Source organism: Variimorphobacter saccharofermentans, from assembly GCF_014174405.1.
GTDB lineage: Bacteria > Bacillota > Clostridia > Lachnospirales > Lachnospiraceae > Mobilitalea > Mobilitalea saccharofermentans.
The window spans coordinates 1,206,244-1,229,349 of sequence record NZ_JACEGA010000001.1 but is presented as its reverse complement, the minus strand read 5'-3'; the positions used below and the strand labels follow the sequence as shown (position 1 = coordinate 1,229,349).

The window sequence follows — 23,106 nt, the reverse complement described above, 5'->3', positions numbered from 1 at the left end:
TCGGAAGAACATGTTGCTGTATTTTGTATGAAGCAGGCGAATATTCATGTTCGCCTGAGGCATTCAAAATCAGTAATATGTCCTTCCGTTCTGTGTGTGAGGTAAGTTATTATCACTGTTGACATATGATGTCAACAGTTCCTTTTCTCACGTTATTATATAACTCTGTTTATAATTACCATATCTTGTTCTCACGTGCATTTGGTCCATAAGCATAGTCTTCATACTCCCTGATAGGTAAGGGATCTGAAAATACATAACCCTGGATCATATCACAGCCGAGTTCCTTCAGCATCTGTGCCTGACTTTTGTTTTCAACACCTTCTGATACCACTTTAATATCCAGGCGCTTCGCCAGCTCGATAATACTTTTAATCACATTCTTACCACGATCTGTTTTTTCTGCACCTAGTAAGAATTTTCGATCCAGCTTTAACTCATCCACCGGAACATTATATAATGTACTCATAGAGGTTGTTCCTGTACCAAAATCATCCATGGAAATAAGAAATCCGTATTCTTTCAGACGAATAATAAGCGAGGAAAGCAGATCAATATTATCTGTAACTACTTCTTCCGCTATTTCTATTTCTATGAGATTAGCAGGGATGCCATATCGCTCCAATGTACTTTCAATATTATCAACAAAATTTTCATCAAACAAATTAAGTCTTGATATATTGATTGACAGAGGCATGGGTCGATATCCTTTACTCATCCATATTTTCAGTCTATGGCAAAGAACATCTAATATATACATATCTAGCTTTACGATAAATCCGTTTTTTTCAAATACACCGATAAAACGACCAGGATACATAAGTCCTTTGTCTGGATGCATCCATCTAACCAATGCTTCTGCACCTACTTGCAACCCGGTATTCAGATCATATTTCGGCTGAAGATAAACCAAGAACTCCTTTTCCTCTAATGCCGTATACATATGCTCTTCGATTTCTTTCTCGTCCAGGATTCTACTTTGCATTGCGTTACTATAGAACTCATATGGTTGTTTTCGGTCATTTTTCACCTGCAATAAAGCCAGGTATGCCCTACTTACCATAACATCAATATCATCAACGTCTTCCTCAATGCAATAGATTCCATAATGAAGCTTTAATTCGTACTTATCATTTTCCTTATCCTTTTCGTCAAAACGACTCATCTTTATGTCCAAAAAGCTAAGACGATTAGCAAGCTCCTCTTTACTATGGTAGCTTAAAAAGAGTAAAAAGTAGTCTGTATTGAATCTACAGAATAATTCTCCTTCTTTCATGTTTTCCTTAAGCACCTTAGATATAAATTTAAAGATCCGCTTGCCTTCCTGAGTACCAAAGAAAGCTTTTATGTAGTCAAAACGGTCAATCGAGATTTCGACGATGGCATATTCATCTTCCACTGGTTTATGTAACTGTGCAAGAGCTTCCTTTCGAAAGCCATTGTAATTGATGCTCTCTGTAACATCGTCATAGTAAGCAAGATCCTGAACACGTAATCTCCCGATGCTTTCCATTAATGCTATTGTAGCAAGGGCGATCGTCGAAATGATTACCGTTAATAGAAGGATTAGCTGCCAATTGTTCAGGTTTACCTTTTCATCAAATTCAAACAAGGAAAGTAATTGGTCACGGGGAATGGTTAGCATGACTCCCCCTTCTTTAATGTTTTTAATTCCATTAAAGCTTAAATAACATACTTCTCCATCTATTGATGCCTCTGTAAGAATGGATTTTCCTTGCTTTATCACTTGTTGCAGCTGAGAGAATGAATCATCCTCCATTTTGATAAGGGAGAAGAAGTCCGTATTATTCTCTTCCGAAATCTCAGTAATAATAGCACCATTCCGTTTCAGCAGATAAATATCCTCCTTACCGCGGAAGGTTATCGTTGACATCATACTCTGAAGGACCTCCAACTCCATTGAAGCCCGTAATACACCTACGATTTCTCCGTTATCACGAATGGGTGTCGTATAAATCATTAAGTCTGAAGTGCTTCCTTCATAAAAGCTCGAAATTGCTACCGTAGTATCACCCATAAGAGCACTTTTGTAGTAGGAACAGAAGTCAACCTTCTGTTCCCTTCCTGTCAGATCAATACCTTTCCCATCCGTTCCACAGAGATTCATATCAGAATATTGCATCTGGGTTGAAGCCTTCTGCAAGAACTCTCCGAGTTCCTTCTGATCCCAGTTTTCTTTTTCTATCTGAGCAATTTTATCAGATAATACTACAATATTATCCATATTACCGGATATGAACATGGTAAGCTTCATAGCAAGCTTTTCTGTTTCATTCTCAAGCTGCTTCTTAGCATATTCCTGAAGTAGACCGCTATTGTTTTGTTTTGTACCCACCGTCAGGAGGACTGCTGCTCCTATCAATATTACACCTAATATGACAGCAACAAAACATCTTATTTTCATAATGTTTCCTCCTTACGTTTTCGTAATATTAGTACGCTGAGAAGGAAGGCAATTCCTAGAACCGTTCCTGACAGAAGTATATATCCATACAGGTTCTCATCACCCGGATTTTGAATATCAGCCTTCTGTTTTGACCGGTAATCAATCATATGTCCCGCCTTTTCCACTTTATCATTCATTGACTCAAGTTCATTATCCTCTTTCGTCAATAAATCCCTTTCATCATAAATGACATATTTTGATTTCTCCATATCATATACCGGAATATAAGTGGAGGTAGTATCATTGTTGGAATGTACCGTAGAATCACTGTCTACTGTTGCGTCCTCATCCTTGTCAGGCTTCTTTTGTGTTCGCTGCGGCAATTTGTCTTCGTTAATTCCAGTTTCATCATTTCCATTTTTGCCCACTATAGCATTCTCTTTATCATTTTGCTGTTTATCATTCATGTTTGACTGCATTGTATCAGGTAATCCCGTCAAATTGGTGTTACCAAATGGTGTGTTATTTGCTTGATGGAACATTTCATCTGTGATAACCAGCATATTACCATCACCATTCATCCTATCGTTATATGCTTTGACAGAGGCAAATAAATCTGATTTTAGTTCCGCTATCGTTGATGCTTCCAGGCCCTTTCCGTCCATGGAACTAATCGCAGAAGCAATCTGGTTTAGATTCTGTTGTGTTGTTCCGTTTTGAGCAATAGAATCAATTGCAGTCTGTAAGGAAGCAACATCCTCTAATATTGCCAAATTACCATTAACATCATATCCATTTGTACCAGATGCATTGATAGAGGTCTGTTCCGGTAATGTTAACGAACCGGCCGCTGTTTTCTCACCATCTACTGAAGAATTCTGAAGTTCCTCTTCCTGATAAGCACCTTCCACATTTCCATTACCTTCTATCTCAGCTTCATATTCATCTCCACCGTTCTCGACCTCATTGGGGTTATTGCTTTCTCCGCTTAAGTCTCCAGCAGTGGTTCCATCCTGCATTACAAAGGTATCTTCGACAAACATGGATGCTGATATATTTTTATTCATTCTGGCATCTGCACTGGATACAGCATCTCCACCTTCCACATTCGGGCCATTTACTTCAGCCCAGCCTATATCCTGTAAGTTGGTTTTAAATTCCACTACATCCATATATGCATCGGCAAAATTAGCCATCGATGTATTTTTTGATCGTCTGTCCAGTCCATTCTCCACCGTAAATTGTGTTTCAGTTCCGCGTGGACTGTCAATATCCAGCTTTTCTCCTGTTATGTAATTAAATCCGGCAACTGCTCCATCATAATATCTCACCAGAAGAATATGATTCGTACTATTAATATTATGAGTCATATACTGTATGTTCACGTTATCAAAATCCTTTGGCATATTTATTTTTGAAGCCGTCATATCAACTATTACACCTTCATTTGTCAATACGGTACAATAGCTGCTACCATTATATTGATCTAGAATAATGCTATCTAATGTCACAGGAAGATTACTTGATATTGCTGATAATTCACCATTTTTTACATAAAGTCTTAGCTTATCCCTATTTAAATCATTAACAAGAGAATATGACTTGTAAGTCTCAATCGAAAAGCCCTCGTAGTTAAATTTAAAAGCAGGCTGTGTCTCCTGTGCAATACTGATCTCTGATACTTGTCTAATCTTCTGTCCACTCTCAACATCAATTACATTTCCATATATGTCGATTGCATGACCGGCATACATATTCAAATATTGACCATTGATATCGGCCTTGCTTCCCTTAATTACATTTGTGGCCACATAATAGTAGTCATTATTCCATGTCATAACATTGCGACATACATCCTCCGGCCATACATTGTACGTAAGCTCATCCGTACCATCTGTCACCTTAATCTCCAGCTCGCTCCTGAAATTGTAATTCAAAGTAATGGTACGCTTTGTAATCTTGCTCTCAGCTACTACAACTCCATCAGCCGTGATATAGACCGTAGCATCCGGATTAATATCCGAGAATTCAATATTTAGCTTATCCGCATCGACGGTATAGAATTCCGCTCTAGGAACTGACTCTGCCACTGGCCTAGCCCTCATGAGTGCTCGTGTTACAATTGCATTACCGCTACCCGGAATTGGAATACCTCCATCATACGTTTCATATTTGTATTGATAAAGTCCTGTAGCTGGATCCATCACCGCTTTTCCAGTAACCGGATCTGGAACATATCCTTCCTGATACTTCATGATTTTAATAGAGGAATCCAAATCATAGTTATTTGTAGGCGCATGTGAAAGATAAGGCATAAATCCATTATTAAGGCCTGCATAATTCCAGTAACGTACAGAATAACTTTCCGTCTCAGCGCTCCAGTTAAGTTTATCGTCATTTACATAGGTATCCTTCGTTCTTAGTTCCGAACTATTTACGATACTTATCTGGTCATATAAAAGCAGGGTAGGATAATCTTGATAGTACTTGCTTGCTTTTATTGCCGGGTTTGCTCCAATTGACACCGTACTGTCCTCATATACCATGGATTTATAGATTCTGTCCGAATCACCAGGATACTTATTAAGGAAGTAATTCCATACACCACTACTACTAGTCACCTGGACGTCTCCAATCATCAGCCAACCTTCATTGACACTAAATAAATCTTGATTCATACGCCCAATTATTCCACCAACATACGTTTTTCCAATTACTTTTCCTGCAAAGAACAAGTGATTCGCATAAGGAGTTTCACTGACGCTATATAAGTTAGTTGCTTTCACACTTCCCGCAATACCCCCGGCATTTTCGGTTGTCGCTGTAATTATACTATTACTATAACAGCTTTCTATCTTTGCTCGCCAATGAGTTCCTATAATGCCTCCAATATCGGATGCTCCATATATCTCACAATTCTGTGTTCCACAGGCAGTAATCTGGTAAGGACTTATATTGTAAGAAGATAATTCCGTTCTTCCTACAATACCTCCCACGGCAGTCGCTCCATTGGAGCCAATCCGGCAGTTTGCTACAATTGCATTAGCAACATAGATTGTTCGTCCACTGATACCTCCAATTCTATTTCTACTACTACTAGGAATACTGTTCCATCTCGTAGTCGTTTGTAACAGATTTAAAGCGGTAACAGCTTTACCATAAACTGCTTTTTCCTGAGGGTCCGTTGTAGTATCCCGCAGGTTCTCATAATACTGCTTTTTGGAACCAGCGGCATTTTGAAATACATTATTATAGCTCTGTCCATCATCCCTATCAAATACTGTACTAATAATTGAATCAGTACACGAAGCTAAATATACATGTCCATTACCGGTAACACCACCAATTTGATTGTTACCATACACTTGTGAATTTCTTACCTCTGTACGTTGGACGGAACCCTGTCCTGCTATACCACCAATATAGCTTGTATTACCAACAACAAATACATCCTGAGCAGAAGCCTGATATGGATCTTTCTCAATGCCGGTCTTTGTCTTGTCACCATACATGCTGCCAACTCCTGCAATTCCACCAACATAGGAACTACCATAGATAACCGCACGCTTCACACTCATATTTCCAGACATATCACCAAGTGATGTATCATTTGCATATCCGACGATACCACCGGCATAATTATATGACAGGTTGTAGGAAACCACTACCGTATTCTCTACATGAATATCCCAGAGATATCTGCCATCCTCCTGAATTCCGACTATTCCTCCTACATAGCCTCTTCCCTCTGTATCTATATTTCTAGCTCTTACATCATATATTCCGCCTGATCCTGATAATCTTCCAATTAAACCACCTGCGCCTCGTTTCGTCGGAACTGTAGAATAGGTACCCCTTACAGAAATACCGGATAACGTAATACCGTAGTTCATACCATAGGATTGGGCGGTAATTCCGATATAAGAACTGCCAACACCATCAATTGTAATATTAGTGAACTGCAAATCATGCATCTCTCCAGTGACTGCAGAGAAAACTCCATAGCTGTTAATCGGTGTTGCACTGGTTTTCTTAAGTGTAATATTATCAAACTTCAAATAATTCACATTACCGAATGCCGCTGCCACAAGGGGTTGATCTGTTACCATATTAATTCCACTGATAGTCTTCCAGTTATCTTTATTGATTGTACTACCAATCATATGGTTAACAAGAACTCCAGTAACAGCGTTGCCACCATGGGGTGAGAAATCAAGATCACCGGTGATTCGAATATTATATCGTTTCTGACCATGCTCAGCCATCTTGATATTCCACTCATCCGAACTAGATATCTCCATATACTGTGGGGGTATCTGAAGATTCACATACACACTCTGTGATCTAACATCCGGATTCCCACTCATAGTATATAGAATACTGGTCAAATAATAGCTGTCGTAATAACCTTCTAATTGCAGCTTATACTTAAGTACTGAACCAGTAGCTGTTGGCAGGATTGTAACTGGTTCCTGTCCCTCAGCCTGTTCCAATCCCCTAAAGGTTGCTCCGGTAATATTAAGCTCCGGTGAATGCTCTGTTTCAACAATTACCTCAAAGTAACCTGGATATTCATAGTGATCAACCTTCGTTACCTTGATTGCATTGTTTTCCAGATAATAATCCGACTGGTATTTCAGTAATTCATCACTTCCTGCCTTCTTTAGCTTTGGCATAATTCCTTGCGCCAGCTCTTCTTCATTAACGGCAAAGTCCTCATCCCATTTTAAAATACCAATCATATTATCATAGCTATCAGGATTTGTCAGCTGCTGATAGGTAAGTAATGTGGTCAGTTCATCCGTTGTGTTCACCTCTCCATTTACTAAGGAGTATTCATATCCATATATGCTTTCTGATATATATTTACTATATCCATAGAAACGCCCTACTTGTAAAGGTAAAGGTTTTAGTTCTTCATCGAGTAATGTAAGACTGGATGTGACATTACCGAGGGCAAGTCCATATTCCTCCTTCTCGGAGTTTTCTACCAACGAGTAGCCAATGCTACCTCCACATCTCTCTGTAATTGAGTATATATCCACATCAACATAGTAATCCTTTAGACTATATTGATTTGCATGACTATTAGTGAGGGTATCTACAGAACCGATTAATCCTCCAGCATTCTTATATACTGTCTCAATTGTACTATTAATGACATAAACATGATAAATCTCAGCACTTGCACGGATATAACCAACTAAACCGCCAGCACCTCCGCAGTCTCCGGCCGTTAATATCTCCATATGAAGTCCGTCCACATAGCAATTCTGGATGGACATATTACCATATATGGTGTTTGTAGCAGATATTCTGTGTTTACCTACTATACCTCCAACAAACTGCGTATAATTACCATCCGGCTTCGCAACAATGTTTACATCATGGGCAGAGGAATTCATGATCGTTGCAGCATAGATATCACCTGCTATGGATCCACAATGCTGATAGCTTATCGCTTCCATTCCAAGAATATGAACATTATCCACTGCTGATTTTTCTAGCATTCGTCCGATAAAACCTTTATAAAGTCCTGTTCCTTTGGTTAGATCCAGCTGTTCAACCGTAAGATTCTTTACAACGCCAGATAGCTTACCTATGACATAACCATATTCTCCAGTATCCATATAACTGATCTTATGATTATTTCCATCGATTTTACCAAGGAATGCATCGCCCGATGTTGTATTCGTGACATCTGCGCTTATTACCACAGTGGATGGAGCCCGGTACATGAAATCCAAATCAGCATACAGACGGTAATTCTGCTTATAATCGTCCTTTATGGTTGCCCAATCCTCAACTGTACGAATTGGCTTATAAAACTCTGCTGCTACCGTAGGACCATCCCCAAACGGATATTTCACGATGCTCTCTTGATTATAATAACCATATGTAAATGTAAAGGAGTTAATTTCATACGAGGAGTAATACTTGGTTACAGGTGCCTGTGTCAAACGAACCTTTACCCTGTAAAACTTGCCATCTTCCTCCTGTGAAATAATCTCAGCCTTCAGGAATTGAATTTCAAAATTCGTTATCTTATATTTATCCGGATTATGAAGAGTGATCACTGCAACAGCATAATCATCTCCCTGTTCCACAACCTTTGTGTCTAAGATAGTAACTTTATCTGCATCTGATATACCTGGAAGTGGTATATATTCCTGTAATGGCATAAACTCAGGCCATACTACATGGGGATAATACCCCATGTCTACTGGTTCTAAATCATACTGACCTTTTTTGGTGCTACCTGATTTATTGAATAAATAGTCATACCAAACCTTATCATATAGCACTCTCTTTGTAATGGATTGATTATCCGTATTGCCATAATTCTTCTCAGAATAATAGAATACGTTATTAGCGACACTACTTACAAATCTGTTCTTGTAGGCAGGTCCATAATCCATTCGTATTTTTCCTCCATAGGTAACATCACCTGTCGTAAAGCTGTTTCGTATGGTACCATCATTGAGACCCACTATACCAAATGCATAATCACTATTACTAAGTTGCTCTCTGGTCTCCAAATCAATCAGAGAGAATACATTTTCCACGACTCCACTGGTACGATTCAGACCAACAATGCCTCCCATATACATAACATAATTGTACTGTACTTCTGTGAGCTTTTCGGACGGGGTTCGTCTCATTGGCTCTCCATATATATAACCATTACGAATGATCCCCATATTCTGAGAGCAAACTCCGCCATTATAATGGGTTGATATATAGGAATCCTGATAATCAATCACAAAGTTCTCTATTACGCCACTACTATAATTCATATTGCAGATGACACCACTATTCGCTAAATAGCCCGGATCAACATTACCATTCTTATATATCACTTTTATATTCTGTATATGACCATAATTGTTCGAAACAATTCTTTGGAATAGCCTTCGTTTATCCTCTCCCCAACCTTCTCCGAACGTAAAGACCATATTCTTCAGCGTTCCTGTATAGCCTATTGTCGGAATTAGGTTGCTTACACTGTTATAAGTAAGAGTATGTCCACGGAAGTCTAGCTCCCCACTAAAGCTAGCACCACCGGTAATATTGCTCGTATCAACTGGATATACAATATCATTAATTACATAGTATTTTTTCGATGGCGCATATCTGACATTGGCGAGATCATATTCATCCTTGATATAAATAATATCTTCCTTAGTAGTAAACTCATCCGAATCAAGCAAGATTTCATAGCCGGCTACATATCCGTATAGCACAAAACGATATGTGTGGTATCTCATCTTTTCATCGTATTTTTCCACTTCATAGAAAAAGTCTGTGTTAATACTTCGTTCTTCCCCTTCAAACCGTTTTGAATCCACTAAGGTCTCCGACAAATCACCCGCTACCTGATACATATTCATAGTAAAGCTGCCATCGGTATTCTTAACCCATTCATGTCTTCTTGTATCAATCCATACTCCATCACAATAGATACGAACTCCGTAGGATGGAATATCGCCAAGCTCACCGCGTGCATCCTCCAGTATGGTATTCATATTTGCATAATAATGGTTCGCGGCACATTGTTCTGTATTTTGAAAACGTACACCCCATAGACAGTTAATCGCTGCTGTTCCAGTAGAGGCGGCTTCAATATAGATTGTATGCTGTCCTGTGAGAGTAACACCATTATTTAAATATACTATCTCGGTCCATCTAGGTGTTTCTGAGTTCACAGTCTGATTACTTACTGTTAACTCAGCAATTGGAGTTGCGGACGGATTTGTGGCAGGATCCACGGTATACAACTTATAGTTCGTACTACCAATAAAGGAGTATTGAAGCTGAATACTATTAACTGGCCGATCTCCAAAATCGACGGTCAGACTGTATTTACAAGATTTCTGACTATTGCTGGAAAAGCGCTTTTCCTGATACAAAGTTATTTTGCTATTATGGCTCTTCATGTCTTTTGCCTTTATTTCAACAATATCAGTCGTCTTATTTTGATTCAGCTGAAGTAATTGTATCGAGCCAGATACTGCCTCTCTTGTCATAATCTTAAGATACTCTTCTTTTTCTGCTAGTGGAGAATAGTATATCTCGTAATTTCTTCGATAGGTCGTCATATCTGTCCCGTTATTAAATTCCGCAGCAAAGAAACGGAAGGTATAATACTTTTCCCTTTCCAGCTTATCAACACTGATGACAGAAACCTTATCTGCTGAATTTATTTTATGAGAATAGATTTGTCTTCCATCCTCATCATATACCTGAATCGTAACCGGATATGTCAACACTGCTCCATCAGGGTCATTTACAGTAACGCCATAAAGCTTAATAAAATTAGCGGATGCATAGATCGAATCGATATCAATTACTGGCATCTTCTTCATAGTTGTAAAGGCACTAGGATCACAGATTGTTTTTATCTCCCGATGAATGACATTACCCACTGTACCAATTTGTACCTTTGGAGTTACTATTATTTTGTATTTTGAGTTGCTCTTTAGATTATCCAGGCGGAATAGGAAGGTTGTCTTTAACGGATCTGTTTCACGATATTGTGCCTTTATCAGATTAATCTCTTCTGTCGTTAAGGAAATGGTACCATTATTCTCCGGCAGTACTTCCGGCCGTTCACCAAACGGTGTACCATCATCCACTTTATAGGTTACACTTATTCCGGTTCCATCCTGTGTCTCATCATGCAGGAAGGTCACGTCCATATCCGTGAATAACGCTACTAATCTTTTGTCCGTTCTCATTTTATCCAATGTAAGAGAAAGAACCGCAGAATCATCCTTAACCTCCTTCATCTCAATCCTGAAGAAAGCAAAGCCCAAATCTGAGATTTTCATCGTTGTAAAGAGTAACTCTCCAATGTTAGCATATTGATATATCCCGTGATTATCATCAATGTCATAATCACAGAATATCCGTATTTTATATACGGAACTATCAAGCAAATCCAGAAATTTGATGGTATCACCATCTGGATATAGAAGATGCTTCTCACTCTGCTCTGTGATCTCTGAATACTGACCATCACTACCTTTACGTGTAATAGTAGTAATTACCGGATTATCCTCACTGTCATAAATTACAAAGAAGGTACTTCCTTCCACAATCATAGCATTGTCAGGATTATCCGTACTGAGCTTCATTTCAATGTTCTTCACTTCATTAACAAGTAGCGTAATATTTTCCCTTGGCGGTTGCTTACAGGTATGTGTTGTTCCACGTACTATTCCGTCAAGTGGCAATATATTACCAAACCGGTCATAGCAAATAAATTCATAATAATAATTTGTGCTTGATAGAATCCTGCCATTCGATTCATATAACACAGACTTTCCTGTTTTCAAAGCATTCAGGTCTTTCGCGGAGACCAGCATGGTATAGGTTAAGGACTCATCCTCCTTAGAAGTTATGATAACCTCCATACGATTCATATAAAGGACTGTTTCAATATAGGTCTCTTCTACTTTGGTGTTTCCATTATCATCAGTTTTTTCAGATGTGCCTTTTATCGCATTTGTTATCGTAAGATTAGCCAGTTGTATCTTATTAGGGAAAAGATCGCCATTTGTCCAATTAAACCGCAACGGTGTCAGTTCGCTAAGCGGGCGTGTCTTTACATCCGCTGTAGCTATTGCCTCCTTCAGCTTTCTTCCTTGTGCATTCAAATACTCCATCTCAACTTCGACATGGAACTGCGTGTCGGGTTTTAATGGTCCAATCACGACATCGGTTGATTGAACAAATGCTTTTCTCATGATCAGCTTTGAGTTCTCATAGATACTGAATGTAACACCAGTTCGATATAAGTATTCTGAGTTCTCAATCACCATTCCTGCAGACTGAATGGTATATACAGTAGATGTAAAATCCCCCAGAGTAACAACCGGTTTTTTCCAATTAGGGTTAACAGGGATTTCCTCCTCGGGAACTTCTTCCTCTGGTATATCTATCTGTGGTATATCACCGCCTCCTATATCCGGTTGCGCTCCAACAGCTTCTACCGGTTTTGCTGGTTCCGGCAAATCGGCTGCTTTTGGAGGTATAGGAGTAATCGTAATCATATCGTTGGGTTTACTTGGTGTACTATCCTGTGTCGTATCGGAAGTTGTATCTTTCTTGTCCTTATTATTCCGATTATCCCTTTTATGATCCTCTTCTGCTCTCGAAGGAACATTCTGATTCGTCGTTTCATTTGATGTTTCCTCCGGTTTAGCGGGTATCTTCTTATCCTTATCCGGCTTGTTAATGGTATTATCCTCATCATACACAATCGGAGTAGGTGTTGTGGATACAGCCTCCTCTTCTTTTCTTAATTCCTCTTGTTCAATTAATGTCGCTTTTTCATATAAACCCAGCTTCTCCAAGAAATCATAATAGGAGTATTCCTTGCCATTTACTTTTATTATGGAGTTGCTAAGCAATGGTTTAATATTATACATCTGAAACACGTCACCATTGAGGCTGTAATACCGAATTTCATTTTCCATGAATCTAATGATTGCATTTGTAGGTATACTTTCCTCCACAATAAAGCTCCCCGATATGCTTATGCTCTTGGTATTAATAAACAATCCATTGGGCAATCCAAGTAATATAAATTCCTCGCGATAAGCACGCTCCATATCCGGGTTAAAGCTAATACCATCATTTACATAAAGTCCGGAATAGGTCTGGGCATAATCAAATTCATCCGTGATCAGATTACCCTCATCCGTTAAGCACAGAATAGCGGTATAATTATTAACAAAAAGCGGATATTCCTTGTTAATTGGCTGTTTATCTTCACCGATGTAATAATTATTAGATTTTTCATATATGATGTCCGAAATTGAGAAAGGAGTTGCTTTATAATCAGCATCTGCAGGATCCAGGTTATCATTCTGCAGGTTTTTCGTAATCTCATTATTTGTAATTGTATAGCCATCATTATTCAATACTAAGAATTCGGTATACCGAACACTTTTCAGCACATAAATAACCAATACAACCGCAACAAACAGAAGTAGGTAGATTAGGCCGATTATTAACCTGTTTTTCTTCATATCTTGCATCACCTTTCTATTTTACTTCGGGCAACAGGGATGGTTCAGAAAACAAAAGCTGTTCCTGTCCATCCGAACGGTACCATATATCAGTTGAAAGATTAAATACAATGTCATCATTTACAGTAGCTTTTACTTCCTGATATCCATCCACCTGATACTGAAGGTATTCCTGATTATCATAATGATAAATACCAATTGTGCCATCTTCTCCAACACTAACACTTGAAAGTGGTGGAATTAATACTTCTTCTTCACCCCATCGAAGTACCGTGTTATCAAAAAATATATAAGTCTGATCCCCATCAAATAATACGATATTTTGAAATGTATGCCCCTGATCCCCATAGGAGGTATATACCACTCCATCACAGTATTGGAGCATCGTCATTGCAGGTAGCTTGTTCAGACTAAAGAATTTAGGCTGTACTAATTCGTAATCACAGGGTAAAAGGATCTTTTGCTCATCTTTATAATACAAAGGATCACTGCTTAATAAAAAACGCTTATCATCCATTTCCAGCATATAACCCTCTTTTGTCCAAAGAAAATATTTACCTGCATTGTACTCGTATTTTGCTCCTAAAAAGTATTGGTACAGTGCATCATTTACATGCTGCTCCTCCAGTCTCAACGGCGAGGTGATATCCTCTGAAGGGTCAATACTCTCATGAAACATATCATAGGTATATCGTTTCTCTCCAAAGTAAACCATCATACTACTGTCTTCTACAGAGATTGAATTTACCTTTCCCTCGTCACTAAATAAATTACAGTAAATGATTTTATCCTCACATACCTTCATGATTGAATTCGCTTCTACGGTATATGAATAATCGCCTAAGGTAATATTCAGTTCCGAAAGATTCATGAATAGTCCTGTTGGAAGCTGTAAAAGTATATAATTATCATTACCCTCACGTACCTTGTCTGAATTAAAGCTCATACCCTGGGATAGATAGGTATTTATTTTTGCGTTCTGTTTCTTTAATTCACTGGTATAAAGAGTAAAATTCTCATGGTATAGGTATAAGGAAGCACCCTGATCTACAAAAATCGGATAATCGGAGTTAATCCGCTGTTTGCTTTGATCATTATTGGAGTCTTCTATGTAGTAATCCTGATCCTGCCGTACCAAATCACACTCACCAGGGAACTCGACTAATACCGATTGAGTCGAACTATTTTCGCCCATATTATCAAGCATCCCTTCTATCCCTTCGCCAATCACCGCGCTGGCATTTTCCTGAAATGTAGCTAATGTGATTAATTGCTCTTCTTTTGGCGTAGAAATAGATTTGGTATAAAAGTAGGAATATATAATGATCGCAACCAATACAAATATGGATGCAACTACACCTTGTACGAAAAAGTTATGTATAAAAAACTTCTTCAGATTGTTATTCGTCAACATCTGACCCCCTGTACATATCAGCAAACGCTGTTTTCACTATTTTAGGTTTTCAAGAAGATTAGGTTGCAGGAACAGCATCTGTTCCTGTCCATTCTCTCTGGAAATAATATCAGTACTTAAATTAACGATACTTCCACAGGCCATTTTTGTAGTAACCTTACATGTACCTGTTTCAATGACAGAATATTCTTCTGTTTCTCTGTTAAAGCATTCTATATACTGATTATATTTTACTGTAATATAGGAAAACGGCTTTAAATCTATATAATTGTTATCCCATGAGATGGTTACTGGCTCAAAAAACAGATAGGTGTCCCGACCATCGTAAAGGAAAAAGTCAGAAATCTTGACTGTTACTTTTTCATTCTCCACATAATAATTTCCCTTTTCTTCGTATACCTCACTCATATTAGAGACCCGATTGAACAAGGACAATTCTGGTTGAATAATTGAAACTACACGAGGTAAAATAATATGTTTCTCATTCGTGAAATAAAGTGGGGTTGCATCTAATTCATATAATTTTTCATTGTTCTCCAGAATACAACCCTTTTCAGACTTTGTTATGACACTTGTTCCAATATAGTCGGTTCGTCCCTCAGCGGTATACTGAAATAAATCCTGATGAATTGTTAAGGTATCAATCTGATGCATGAAGAAATACGGTATTGCAGCCATAAGTGTACCCATCCCTACTATAATCAAATGCTGAAGAACACTTCGCCATTGTATTTCTTTCCCTTGTCCCAGCTTTTGCATCGCTATAGTTCTAACACATTCTGTCACACTGTATACTGATAATAGGATTACAAACAGATTCACCAGTATCTGCATAATCAAAATCTCTGTCTGCATCTGTATTCCTACTAAATAGCTATGAACGATATAACTAACATATAATTGACAGTAAATCACTACTGTGAATAGCAAATCAAATACCAACACCCGTACATTTGCAATACAAATATGTATCAATAGCGTGGTAATCGCACCCATACATATATGAGTTAGACTAAGCTCTGTTGAAAAGAATATAATTGACCAGATAAACAGCATTCGAACTAGAATAAGAGATAAGGCAACTAACTTCCCTGGTTTTAGTCCGATTAAAATCCCATAACTTTTCAAAGAGATAGACTTCCAGTTGATAAAACGTATAAAGTACATAGCAACTATACCTATCGCACTGATCAGAAATGCTGCAAAGAGTATAAAGTCACCATATAGCATTAAGTTGTCTATCACTTTACTCCACATGCGAATCCTCCCTGACCAACAATTTAAACACATTATTCTTCATGACATAAAATCCTTGAATGTGATCAAATGTAACCTCTTCGTTGTCAGATACTATGACAATCTTACCATCCACCTCACCCACTACCGGCATATAATCAACCATCATAAGCAGGTTGTAATCTTTGCTTAATAAGCGGATCAACTTAACATTGTGATAGATCTGGGATCCATTACGAAAGCTTATTATAATAGCCTCAATATACTTATTCTCAGTTGCCTTAACTTCTTTCGCCATCCTGCTACCTCTTTCTCAAAGCAGACTTTTACTTCTTCATTTTATAGTCATGTAGATTTCCAATATAGGAAAATCTATTTTCATCCGTTGTATCATATTTTCCACTTAATATAGCCTCGACATCATCCAGCACATCCTCGATCTTAACAAATTTACCTGGAATATTAGTAAACTGTTCCGCTACAAACATAGGTTGTGTGAAGTAATTACGCAGCTTTCTGGAACGATAAAAGATATTGAAATCCTCTTCTGACAGCTCCTCGATACCCAGAACTGCAACAATTTCCTCCAGCTTCTGGTAGCGTGACATATATCGAATTACTTCCTGTACTAAGTGATAATGTCTTTCTCCAACCTTATCTATCGAAATAAGCTTACTTGTTGTCCTAAACACATTAACTGCAGGATATATTCCTTTTTCAGCAACCTTTCTATCAAGTACGACTTGTCCATCAAAATGAGATGTGATTGCATGAACTGCGGCATCATTCATATCATCGGCAGGAATGAAAACAGTCTGAAAAGAGGTTATGGAGCCCTCTTGTGTTGAATTGATTCGTTCTTCCACTGCAGCAATATCTGATAAGAGAGTTGAGGAGTAACCATTATCGATAGGCAACTGTTCCATTTCAGCCGATAATTCTGCATTGGCTTGGACGAAACGGTATATATTATCAATGAACATCAGTACATCCTGTTGCTTCTCGTCACGCAAGTATTCTGCCAGTGTTAATCCGCTGTAAATCGCTCTGGAACGATTCATGGAGTTCTCACCCATCTGCCCAAAGGTAATTGACATCTTGTCAAGCAGATCTGCTTCCAACATCTCATCATACAGCTCCTTACCTTCTCTGGAACGCTCCCCAATTCCTACAAATACCGAGTTCGAATGAAGACCTTTATAGACGTTATTAATCAACTCTTTGATAAATACCGTCTTACCGACACCTGCTCCTCCCAGTAGACCCATTTTAAAGCCTTTCTGCATGGGAGCGAAAAAGTCCAGTACCTTGATCCCTGTCCATAGAATTTCACCATCAATATCAATTTCACTCAGTTTCATATTTCTCTGGTAAATATTCCTGGTTACTACCTCGTCAATGCTTTTATGATCTATCAGATTTCCATAGGAATCAAATACCTTTCCTAAAATTTCATCGGAATACTGTATACATATTCCGCCCTCAACCAGTTCAACATCCATTCCCTTTTTCAGACCGATGACACTCTCAAAAGGAATCGCCATAGCTACACTTCCATCAATACGAGCTATTTCAAAACGATGCTCCTCTTCCGTTCCAACAGTACGTACTATGTCACGAATCTTAAGCTTGTTATGCTTCAATAGTATTTCAACTCTCATGTTGGAAATAGAAATAATCTTCCCCACACTCATTTTCTATCACCCTTTAACCCTTTCCTTTTTGTATAGCTATCAATCACCTTATCAAATTCCTTCTGAGTCTTTATTTTCCGTTGTAATGTTAACAGCTGCTCCTCCCTCTCCTCAATCTTCTTAAGGGATTCAGAAGTCGCATTCTGCCTCATAATATTCTCTGAGGCATAGCTGTTCACTTCCGCTATTTTAATCTCATAGTTCAGATAGGATGTAACCAGGTTAATCAGAATTGTATTTGCATTTCCTTCAACATAATAATCTTCCTTGTACTTATCTTTACGCTCAGAAGTGATAGGAAAAGGAAATATTTTTTTCTTTTTAATCTCTATACTACTCGTATTGTTAAAATGATTGTAAATCAGATTGATTTCTGAATGCTCCCTTTTTCGGATACTATTCTCCAGAATTGCTTCAATCTCTTCATATCGTGTGATGAATTCTTCTCTCGCTAATTTCAATACAATACCATCACCAGTTCCATGAATCTTTTTACCAATGATGATCTTATCGGAATCCTTATCTTTATCCAAAAGCTGATTTACCTGAAAATTAATACCTCCGCAAAAGCCATAATCACTGCCAAAATAGATATTCAATACCGGTTTTGCCGGATCCACTTCCCAGAGCTTCTTATCAAGAATAAAATTACGGTTATTCACTATCATATCAATGATATTAGAAGCCTCTTTCTCCAATTGTAAATATTTCTCTGCTTTTTTTCGGGCATTATCAACGCGGATTAGAGCATGGAAATTCATAACCTTAACTATGATTTTAGTATTCATGGGAAACCTGCCCTTTCTTTCTCTATAGAGGACTAATAAACGTTCATCTAATCTAACTCAACCAGGTCATTAAACATAACGCTCATCTTATCGATTGACCACGGGCTGAATTTGTATTGAATTAAGCGGTTTCTGATTTCCTTACCTATAAGCATCTTATTACGCAGCTCAGGACTCATCTCATCCATATTAGCCAACTCATATACATCACAGGTTTCGAGATAGGATAATAGTTCACGTCTTACTACTGCACCTATTTTCTTGATCTCCTTTGTCTGCACAGCACCACCCAAACGTGACACGGAAAGTCCATAATCAATGGCAGGCTTTTGTCCATCCTCAAAATTCTTCGTAGAAAGCACAATCTGACCATCTGTAATGGAAATCACATTACTCGATATGTAATCCGTAATATCTCCACCTTTTGTTTCAATGATCGGAAGAATCGTTATGGAACCTCCATTTTTATGTTGACAGCCCTTCTCTAGCAGGCTTGCATGTGTATAGAACATATCCGAAGGATAAGCATCTCTTCCCGGAACCTTACCCGTCAAAAGACTGATCTCACGATATACATCTGCATGGCGTTTCAGATCATCAATTGCAACCAAAACGTCTATATTCTGCTGTAGCATGTAATGCTCCGCAATTGCCAGTCCAACAGCAGGAGTATTCGTTAATACTGGCGGGCATTCATCATTAAAGGCTGCCAGAATAATTGTATATTCCATAGCTCCACGTCGTAACAGCTCCGCATATACCTCTTTTACTTCTTTCTTAGTCTTTCCAATTGCAATATAGATGCATAATATATCCTTGTCCTTCTGATTCACTATAGTATCTAATACAATTTGCGTTTTTCCAGTCTTTTTATCTCCGATGATTAACTGTCTTTGACCACAACCAACCGGATATATCATATCTATTCCTGTAATACCAGTCAGTAATGGTCGATTTACTGAGCCTCGGTCCATGATGGGGATTGGTTTTGTGGAAATCGGTATCTCGATGGTATCATCAAATCGCTTAGAGGTAAGTTTATCCTCTGCAAACATATCCACTATATGTCCTATTGAATACGGAGAATACAGTCCCCTGAACTCTTTGCCTGTTGCTTTTACCGCATCTCCAATATTGATGTCAGAGGTTTTCTTCGTAACAGCAACAACCACATTTCTTTGATTAATTGCGCTGACGTAGCCCTCTGCTTTGTCCTCAATTGTAACCTTTTCAAAAAAACCGATATTCTCAAGGCCATCCACCTCAAGTATATAATTCTGTACTTTGGAGACACGACCGACCTCAAATATATTCTTCTTTTCTTTTATTGCTGCTACTTTCGTTTCAATTAATTCATCAATATGCTTACTCATTCTTTCCTCCGCTCCTGTACCTAATTCCTTGCATGCTCTTGAGACAATTCACATGCCACCTATGTCTCTACCTAATGTAAGCGACTAGATTAGCTCATATTTACAAACGCCGTAATCGTACATTTTATTGCCAACAAATACTTGAAATCCTTCACACAAGGTATGGTCGTACTCCACGCTGATGATTTCACCATACCCCTGTGTCTTTTTTTCCTTATCCGTTACCTTTACACAAATTTGCACATCATGGAGCTTTCTCTGCATATATAACCATTGATATAGTGAAATGCAGTCAAATTGCTTATTATCCAAAAACTTCTCCAGCACAAGCATTTCTTTCTCATTTACGATTTCCTTTATAATCTCTAACTGCTCTTCACTGTCTAAAGAGGAAATCTTGTACACATTCTCAAAGGATAGTTTGTCAATTAAGGAATTCAGGGTCTCAATGTAGTCTTTATCTTCCTCTATATTATTTGTCTGATAAATCTCCTTTACCACATTCTTATATTGATAGGATAGTTTCTCTTTTAGCTTTGCATAATCATTGGCAAAGTCATAGTGTCTGTAATCCGCTAAGGAGGGCGTTGTGGTTCCTACGAAAGTCGGCTGAACTTGAGTAGGCATTTCTTTCGTACCGGACAACTTCTCCTTTTCAAGTACTATTTGCTTTTGAAGCTCTTGAAGTTCCGATGCTTTCATGTCAATTAAGTTATCGTACGACTGTACTTGTGATACTACATTATCTCGAATCTTATTACCGGCATTGATGGAAATCATTCTTAATATAATAAATGTGAACGTTACCATAAGTGCCATAACAAGAAGCGCTGCAATTAAGGCGGATTCCATTAATAAAGCCCCCAATCATTAGTTAATTACAAACGGATTAAAATACAGAAGCAAGAAAACAAAGGAAAACAATAACAAAAGCAAAACTGTTATGACAATCGCTATCACCATAACGGAGCGTACGATATCATTCTTTGTTTCCGGATTACGTCCCACTGCTTCGGCCACCTTTGATCCTAAAATCCCTAGCCCTATTCCAATTCCGAGAAATGCTAATCCTAACATCATTCCAATTGCAGACATTGTTGACGATAAAATTGATTCCATATGTATTCTCCTTTAACCTTATAATTTGATTCTGTTCTGTCCATTGTTTTCCTTAAATTCATGCACCCACATATTATCGTCTTACGGTCCTGTAGCTTCCGGTGCCGGTGTTGTATTATTTTCTGCTGGTGCGCTTTGAGTTGGAAGCTCCGATCCTGTTCCATTTCCATCCGGTACATTTTGATTCGTTGTTCCAGCTGGAATAGTCGGATTTGTGTTATTGCTTTCCGAACCTCCTGAAGGAACACTCGTCGGGGGTGCTGGAGTGGTTACACTCTCTTCTGGATTTGTATTAGAAGGAATGGTTGCACTCTCAGTTGGATTCGTAGCTGTAAAAGGTTCAGATGCTCTCGAATATTCACCGATCGGATTTGACGAGGATACCATCGATGCCTTAATAATAAATACATCCGGTAAGGTTATTGCCACCCCGCCATACGTTACATTATTAAATTTAAGTCGCAGTTCCTTATCCGTTGGTATTCCGTTAAATGTATAATTCCATCCACCGTCTGAAGTAGCCGATGCAATATCAATAACCACTTCATCAGAATAGGAATAATCTGACGCAAATAAATATAAGGTTGCTCCCTGATCTATGACATAATTCTGATCTAATTTCACATTACAATCCAGCCTTTGTTCCGCCGCCGAATAAGAATTTACCGAGATATGAGTATCAATCGTCGCGGTTCTTATCGCAACAGCGTCGGCTATTACGTCATCGGTAGAGCCGTAGCCACGATATCCCAGCATGACCCTATATCTGGTATCCGGCAGCAGATCATAGATATCAATACTGACATCGCTAATATCAAGAATTCTCCTGACTTCAGTTGCTCCGTTTGAAGTGTCTTCAGGGCGTACTATAACAAATATCTCACCAAATACTCCCTTTGGATCGGAAGCAGTATAATTAACTGTAATTCTGTTAGCATAGGTTGCAACACCACGTAATCGGATGTATTTTAGCAGTTCTTCATCAGCTCCGCCAATGCCCGTGGCACCGTCACCGCCTGCACCACCTTTGCCGCCATTGCCGCCTTTACCACCATTGCCGCCGTTTCCGCCGTTTCCACCGTTTCCGCCGTTACCTCCGTTACCTCCGTTGCCTCCGGTTCCTCCGGTTCCACCGTTACCTCCAATGCCTCCGGTTCCTCCGGTTCCTCCATTGCCTCCGGCTCCGCCTTCGCCTCCGGTTCCTCCGGCTCCTCCAAGGCCTCCTTTACCGCCTTCTCCGCCGTTACCTCCGGTTCCGCCGACACCACCGTCACCTCCGATTCCACCGTTTCCTCCACGTATCATAAGGTGAATAATTCCATCTGTTTCCTCTTCAACGGTAGAATCGAGATACTTATACACTAAATCATCATACTCATTTGTGGTTCCGAACATAGCCCGTAGGTCAATTTCATTGTTGCCATACTTTAGTTCCTCCCTGGCTACGTCAAACTCTACACTTTCGCAATTAAGGATAATGGGTTCCAGTGACTTTGTGTTAATGTTATTATTTAATAGTTGGGCATTTCCAACCTTATCCAGTAGGATGTATAGATAGTTTTCCGTTGTCAGAGCTCCATCTGAGGAATAGATTTGATCACCGATGATAAGATATTTCCTGTCACCCAGTTTATAAAATCCAGTAGCATTGAAATCTGTTATTTCCATCATATCAGGAAGCTCCATTACACTTGCATCTTCAAGTATCTGGTATCCCCCTCCAAAAGTTCTGATTGCACCACTGCTTGAATCATATGCAATCGCCTGTGCTCCGAGACAATATTCACTTTTGTCTGCCTGCTTTAAATAATAATTATTGTCCCATTTTCTCGTAATCGTACCAGGCGAAGTCACAATAATCATTCGGTTTGATTCATCATATAACATCGTATTCTCATATACCACATAGGGCTTGGGCTGACTCTGTACCTGTTTTACAACCATCATGATGATCAGCCCTATAATCAAGGCGGTTAATAAACCGAAAGCATAAAACATAATAATGCTTTTCTTAGTATAATTTCGCATAATTCTTCCCT

General features: G+C 38.7%; 11 protein-coding genes. All 11 read right to left on the bottom strand.

The window, feature by feature from the left end; translation table 11 throughout:
• Nucleotides 1-175 precede the first annotated feature (175 nt).
• The gene (locus H0486_RS05385; protein WP_228352019.1) at nucleotides 176-2,425 is read right to left on the bottom strand and encodes a bifunctional diguanylate cyclase/phosphodiesterase; all 2,250 of its coding nucleotides are present in this window, start codon (nucleotides 2,423-2,425) and stop codon (nucleotides 176-178) included.
• A complete protein-coding gene (locus H0486_RS05380; RefSeq protein ID WP_228352018.1) occupies nucleotides 2,422-13,443 on the bottom strand; it encodes a hypothetical protein in 11,022 nt (3,673 codons plus the stop codon). Before H0486_RS05380 ends, H0486_RS05385 begins: the two co-directional genes overlap by 4 nt.
• A gap of 16 nt (nucleotides 13,444-13,459) precedes the next feature.
• Entirely contained in the window at nucleotides 13,460-14,857 is a 1,398-nt protein-coding gene (locus tag H0486_RS05375) for a hypothetical protein (RefSeq protein ID WP_228352017.1), read from the bottom strand.
• Between the two features lie 36 nt (nucleotides 14,858-14,893).
• Nucleotides 14,894-16,114: a hypothetical protein gene (locus tag H0486_RS05370; protein WP_228352016.1), complete on the bottom strand. Its 1,221-nt coding sequence runs from the start codon at nucleotides 16,112-16,114 to the stop codon at nucleotides 14,894-14,896.
• Nucleotides 16,104-16,391 carry a hypothetical protein gene (locus H0486_RS05365; RefSeq protein ID WP_228352015.1) on the bottom strand — a complete coding sequence of 96 codons (288 nt, stop codon included), beginning with the start codon at nucleotides 16,389-16,391 and terminating at the stop codon, nucleotides 16,104-16,106. Before H0486_RS05365 ends, H0486_RS05370 begins: the two co-directional genes overlap by 11 nt.
• Nucleotides 16,392-16,419: 28 nt before the next feature.
• Nucleotides 16,420-17,787, bottom strand: a complete 1,368-nt coding sequence (locus H0486_RS05360) for an ATP synthase beta subunit C-terminal domain-containing protein (RefSeq protein WP_228352014.1) — start codon at nucleotides 17,785-17,787, stop codon at nucleotides 16,420-16,422.
• Nucleotides 17,784-18,575 (bottom strand): F0F1 ATP synthase subunit gamma, encoded by a 792-nt coding sequence (locus tag H0486_RS05355; protein WP_228352013.1) that lies wholly within the window; start codon nucleotides 18,573-18,575, stop codon nucleotides 17,784-17,786. Before H0486_RS05355 ends, H0486_RS05360 begins: the two co-directional genes overlap by 4 nt.
• A 47-nt stretch (nucleotides 18,576-18,622) precedes the next feature.
• Nucleotides 18,623-19,948 (bottom strand): F0F1 ATP synthase subunit alpha, encoded by a 1,326-nt coding sequence (locus H0486_RS05350; RefSeq protein ID WP_228352012.1) that lies wholly within the window; start codon nucleotides 19,946-19,948, stop codon nucleotides 18,623-18,625.
• An 84-nt stretch (nucleotides 19,949-20,032) separates the two neighbouring features.
• Nucleotides 20,033-20,800, bottom strand: coding sequence for a hypothetical protein (locus tag H0486_RS05345; RefSeq protein ID WP_228352011.1), 768 nt, complete (start codon nucleotides 20,798-20,800; stop codon nucleotides 20,033-20,035).
• Nucleotides 20,801-20,818: 18 nt separating this feature from the next.
• Entirely contained in the window at nucleotides 20,819-21,067 is a 249-nt protein-coding gene (locus H0486_RS05340; protein WP_228352010.1) for a F0F1 ATP synthase subunit C, read from the bottom strand.
• A gap of 81 nt (nucleotides 21,068-21,148) precedes the next feature.
• The gene (locus H0486_RS05335) at nucleotides 21,149-23,095 is read right to left on the bottom strand and encodes a hypothetical protein (RefSeq protein ID WP_228352009.1); all 1,947 of its coding nucleotides are present in this window, start codon (nucleotides 23,093-23,095) and stop codon (nucleotides 21,149-21,151) included.
• Nucleotides 23,096-23,106: the final 11 nt, after the last annotated feature.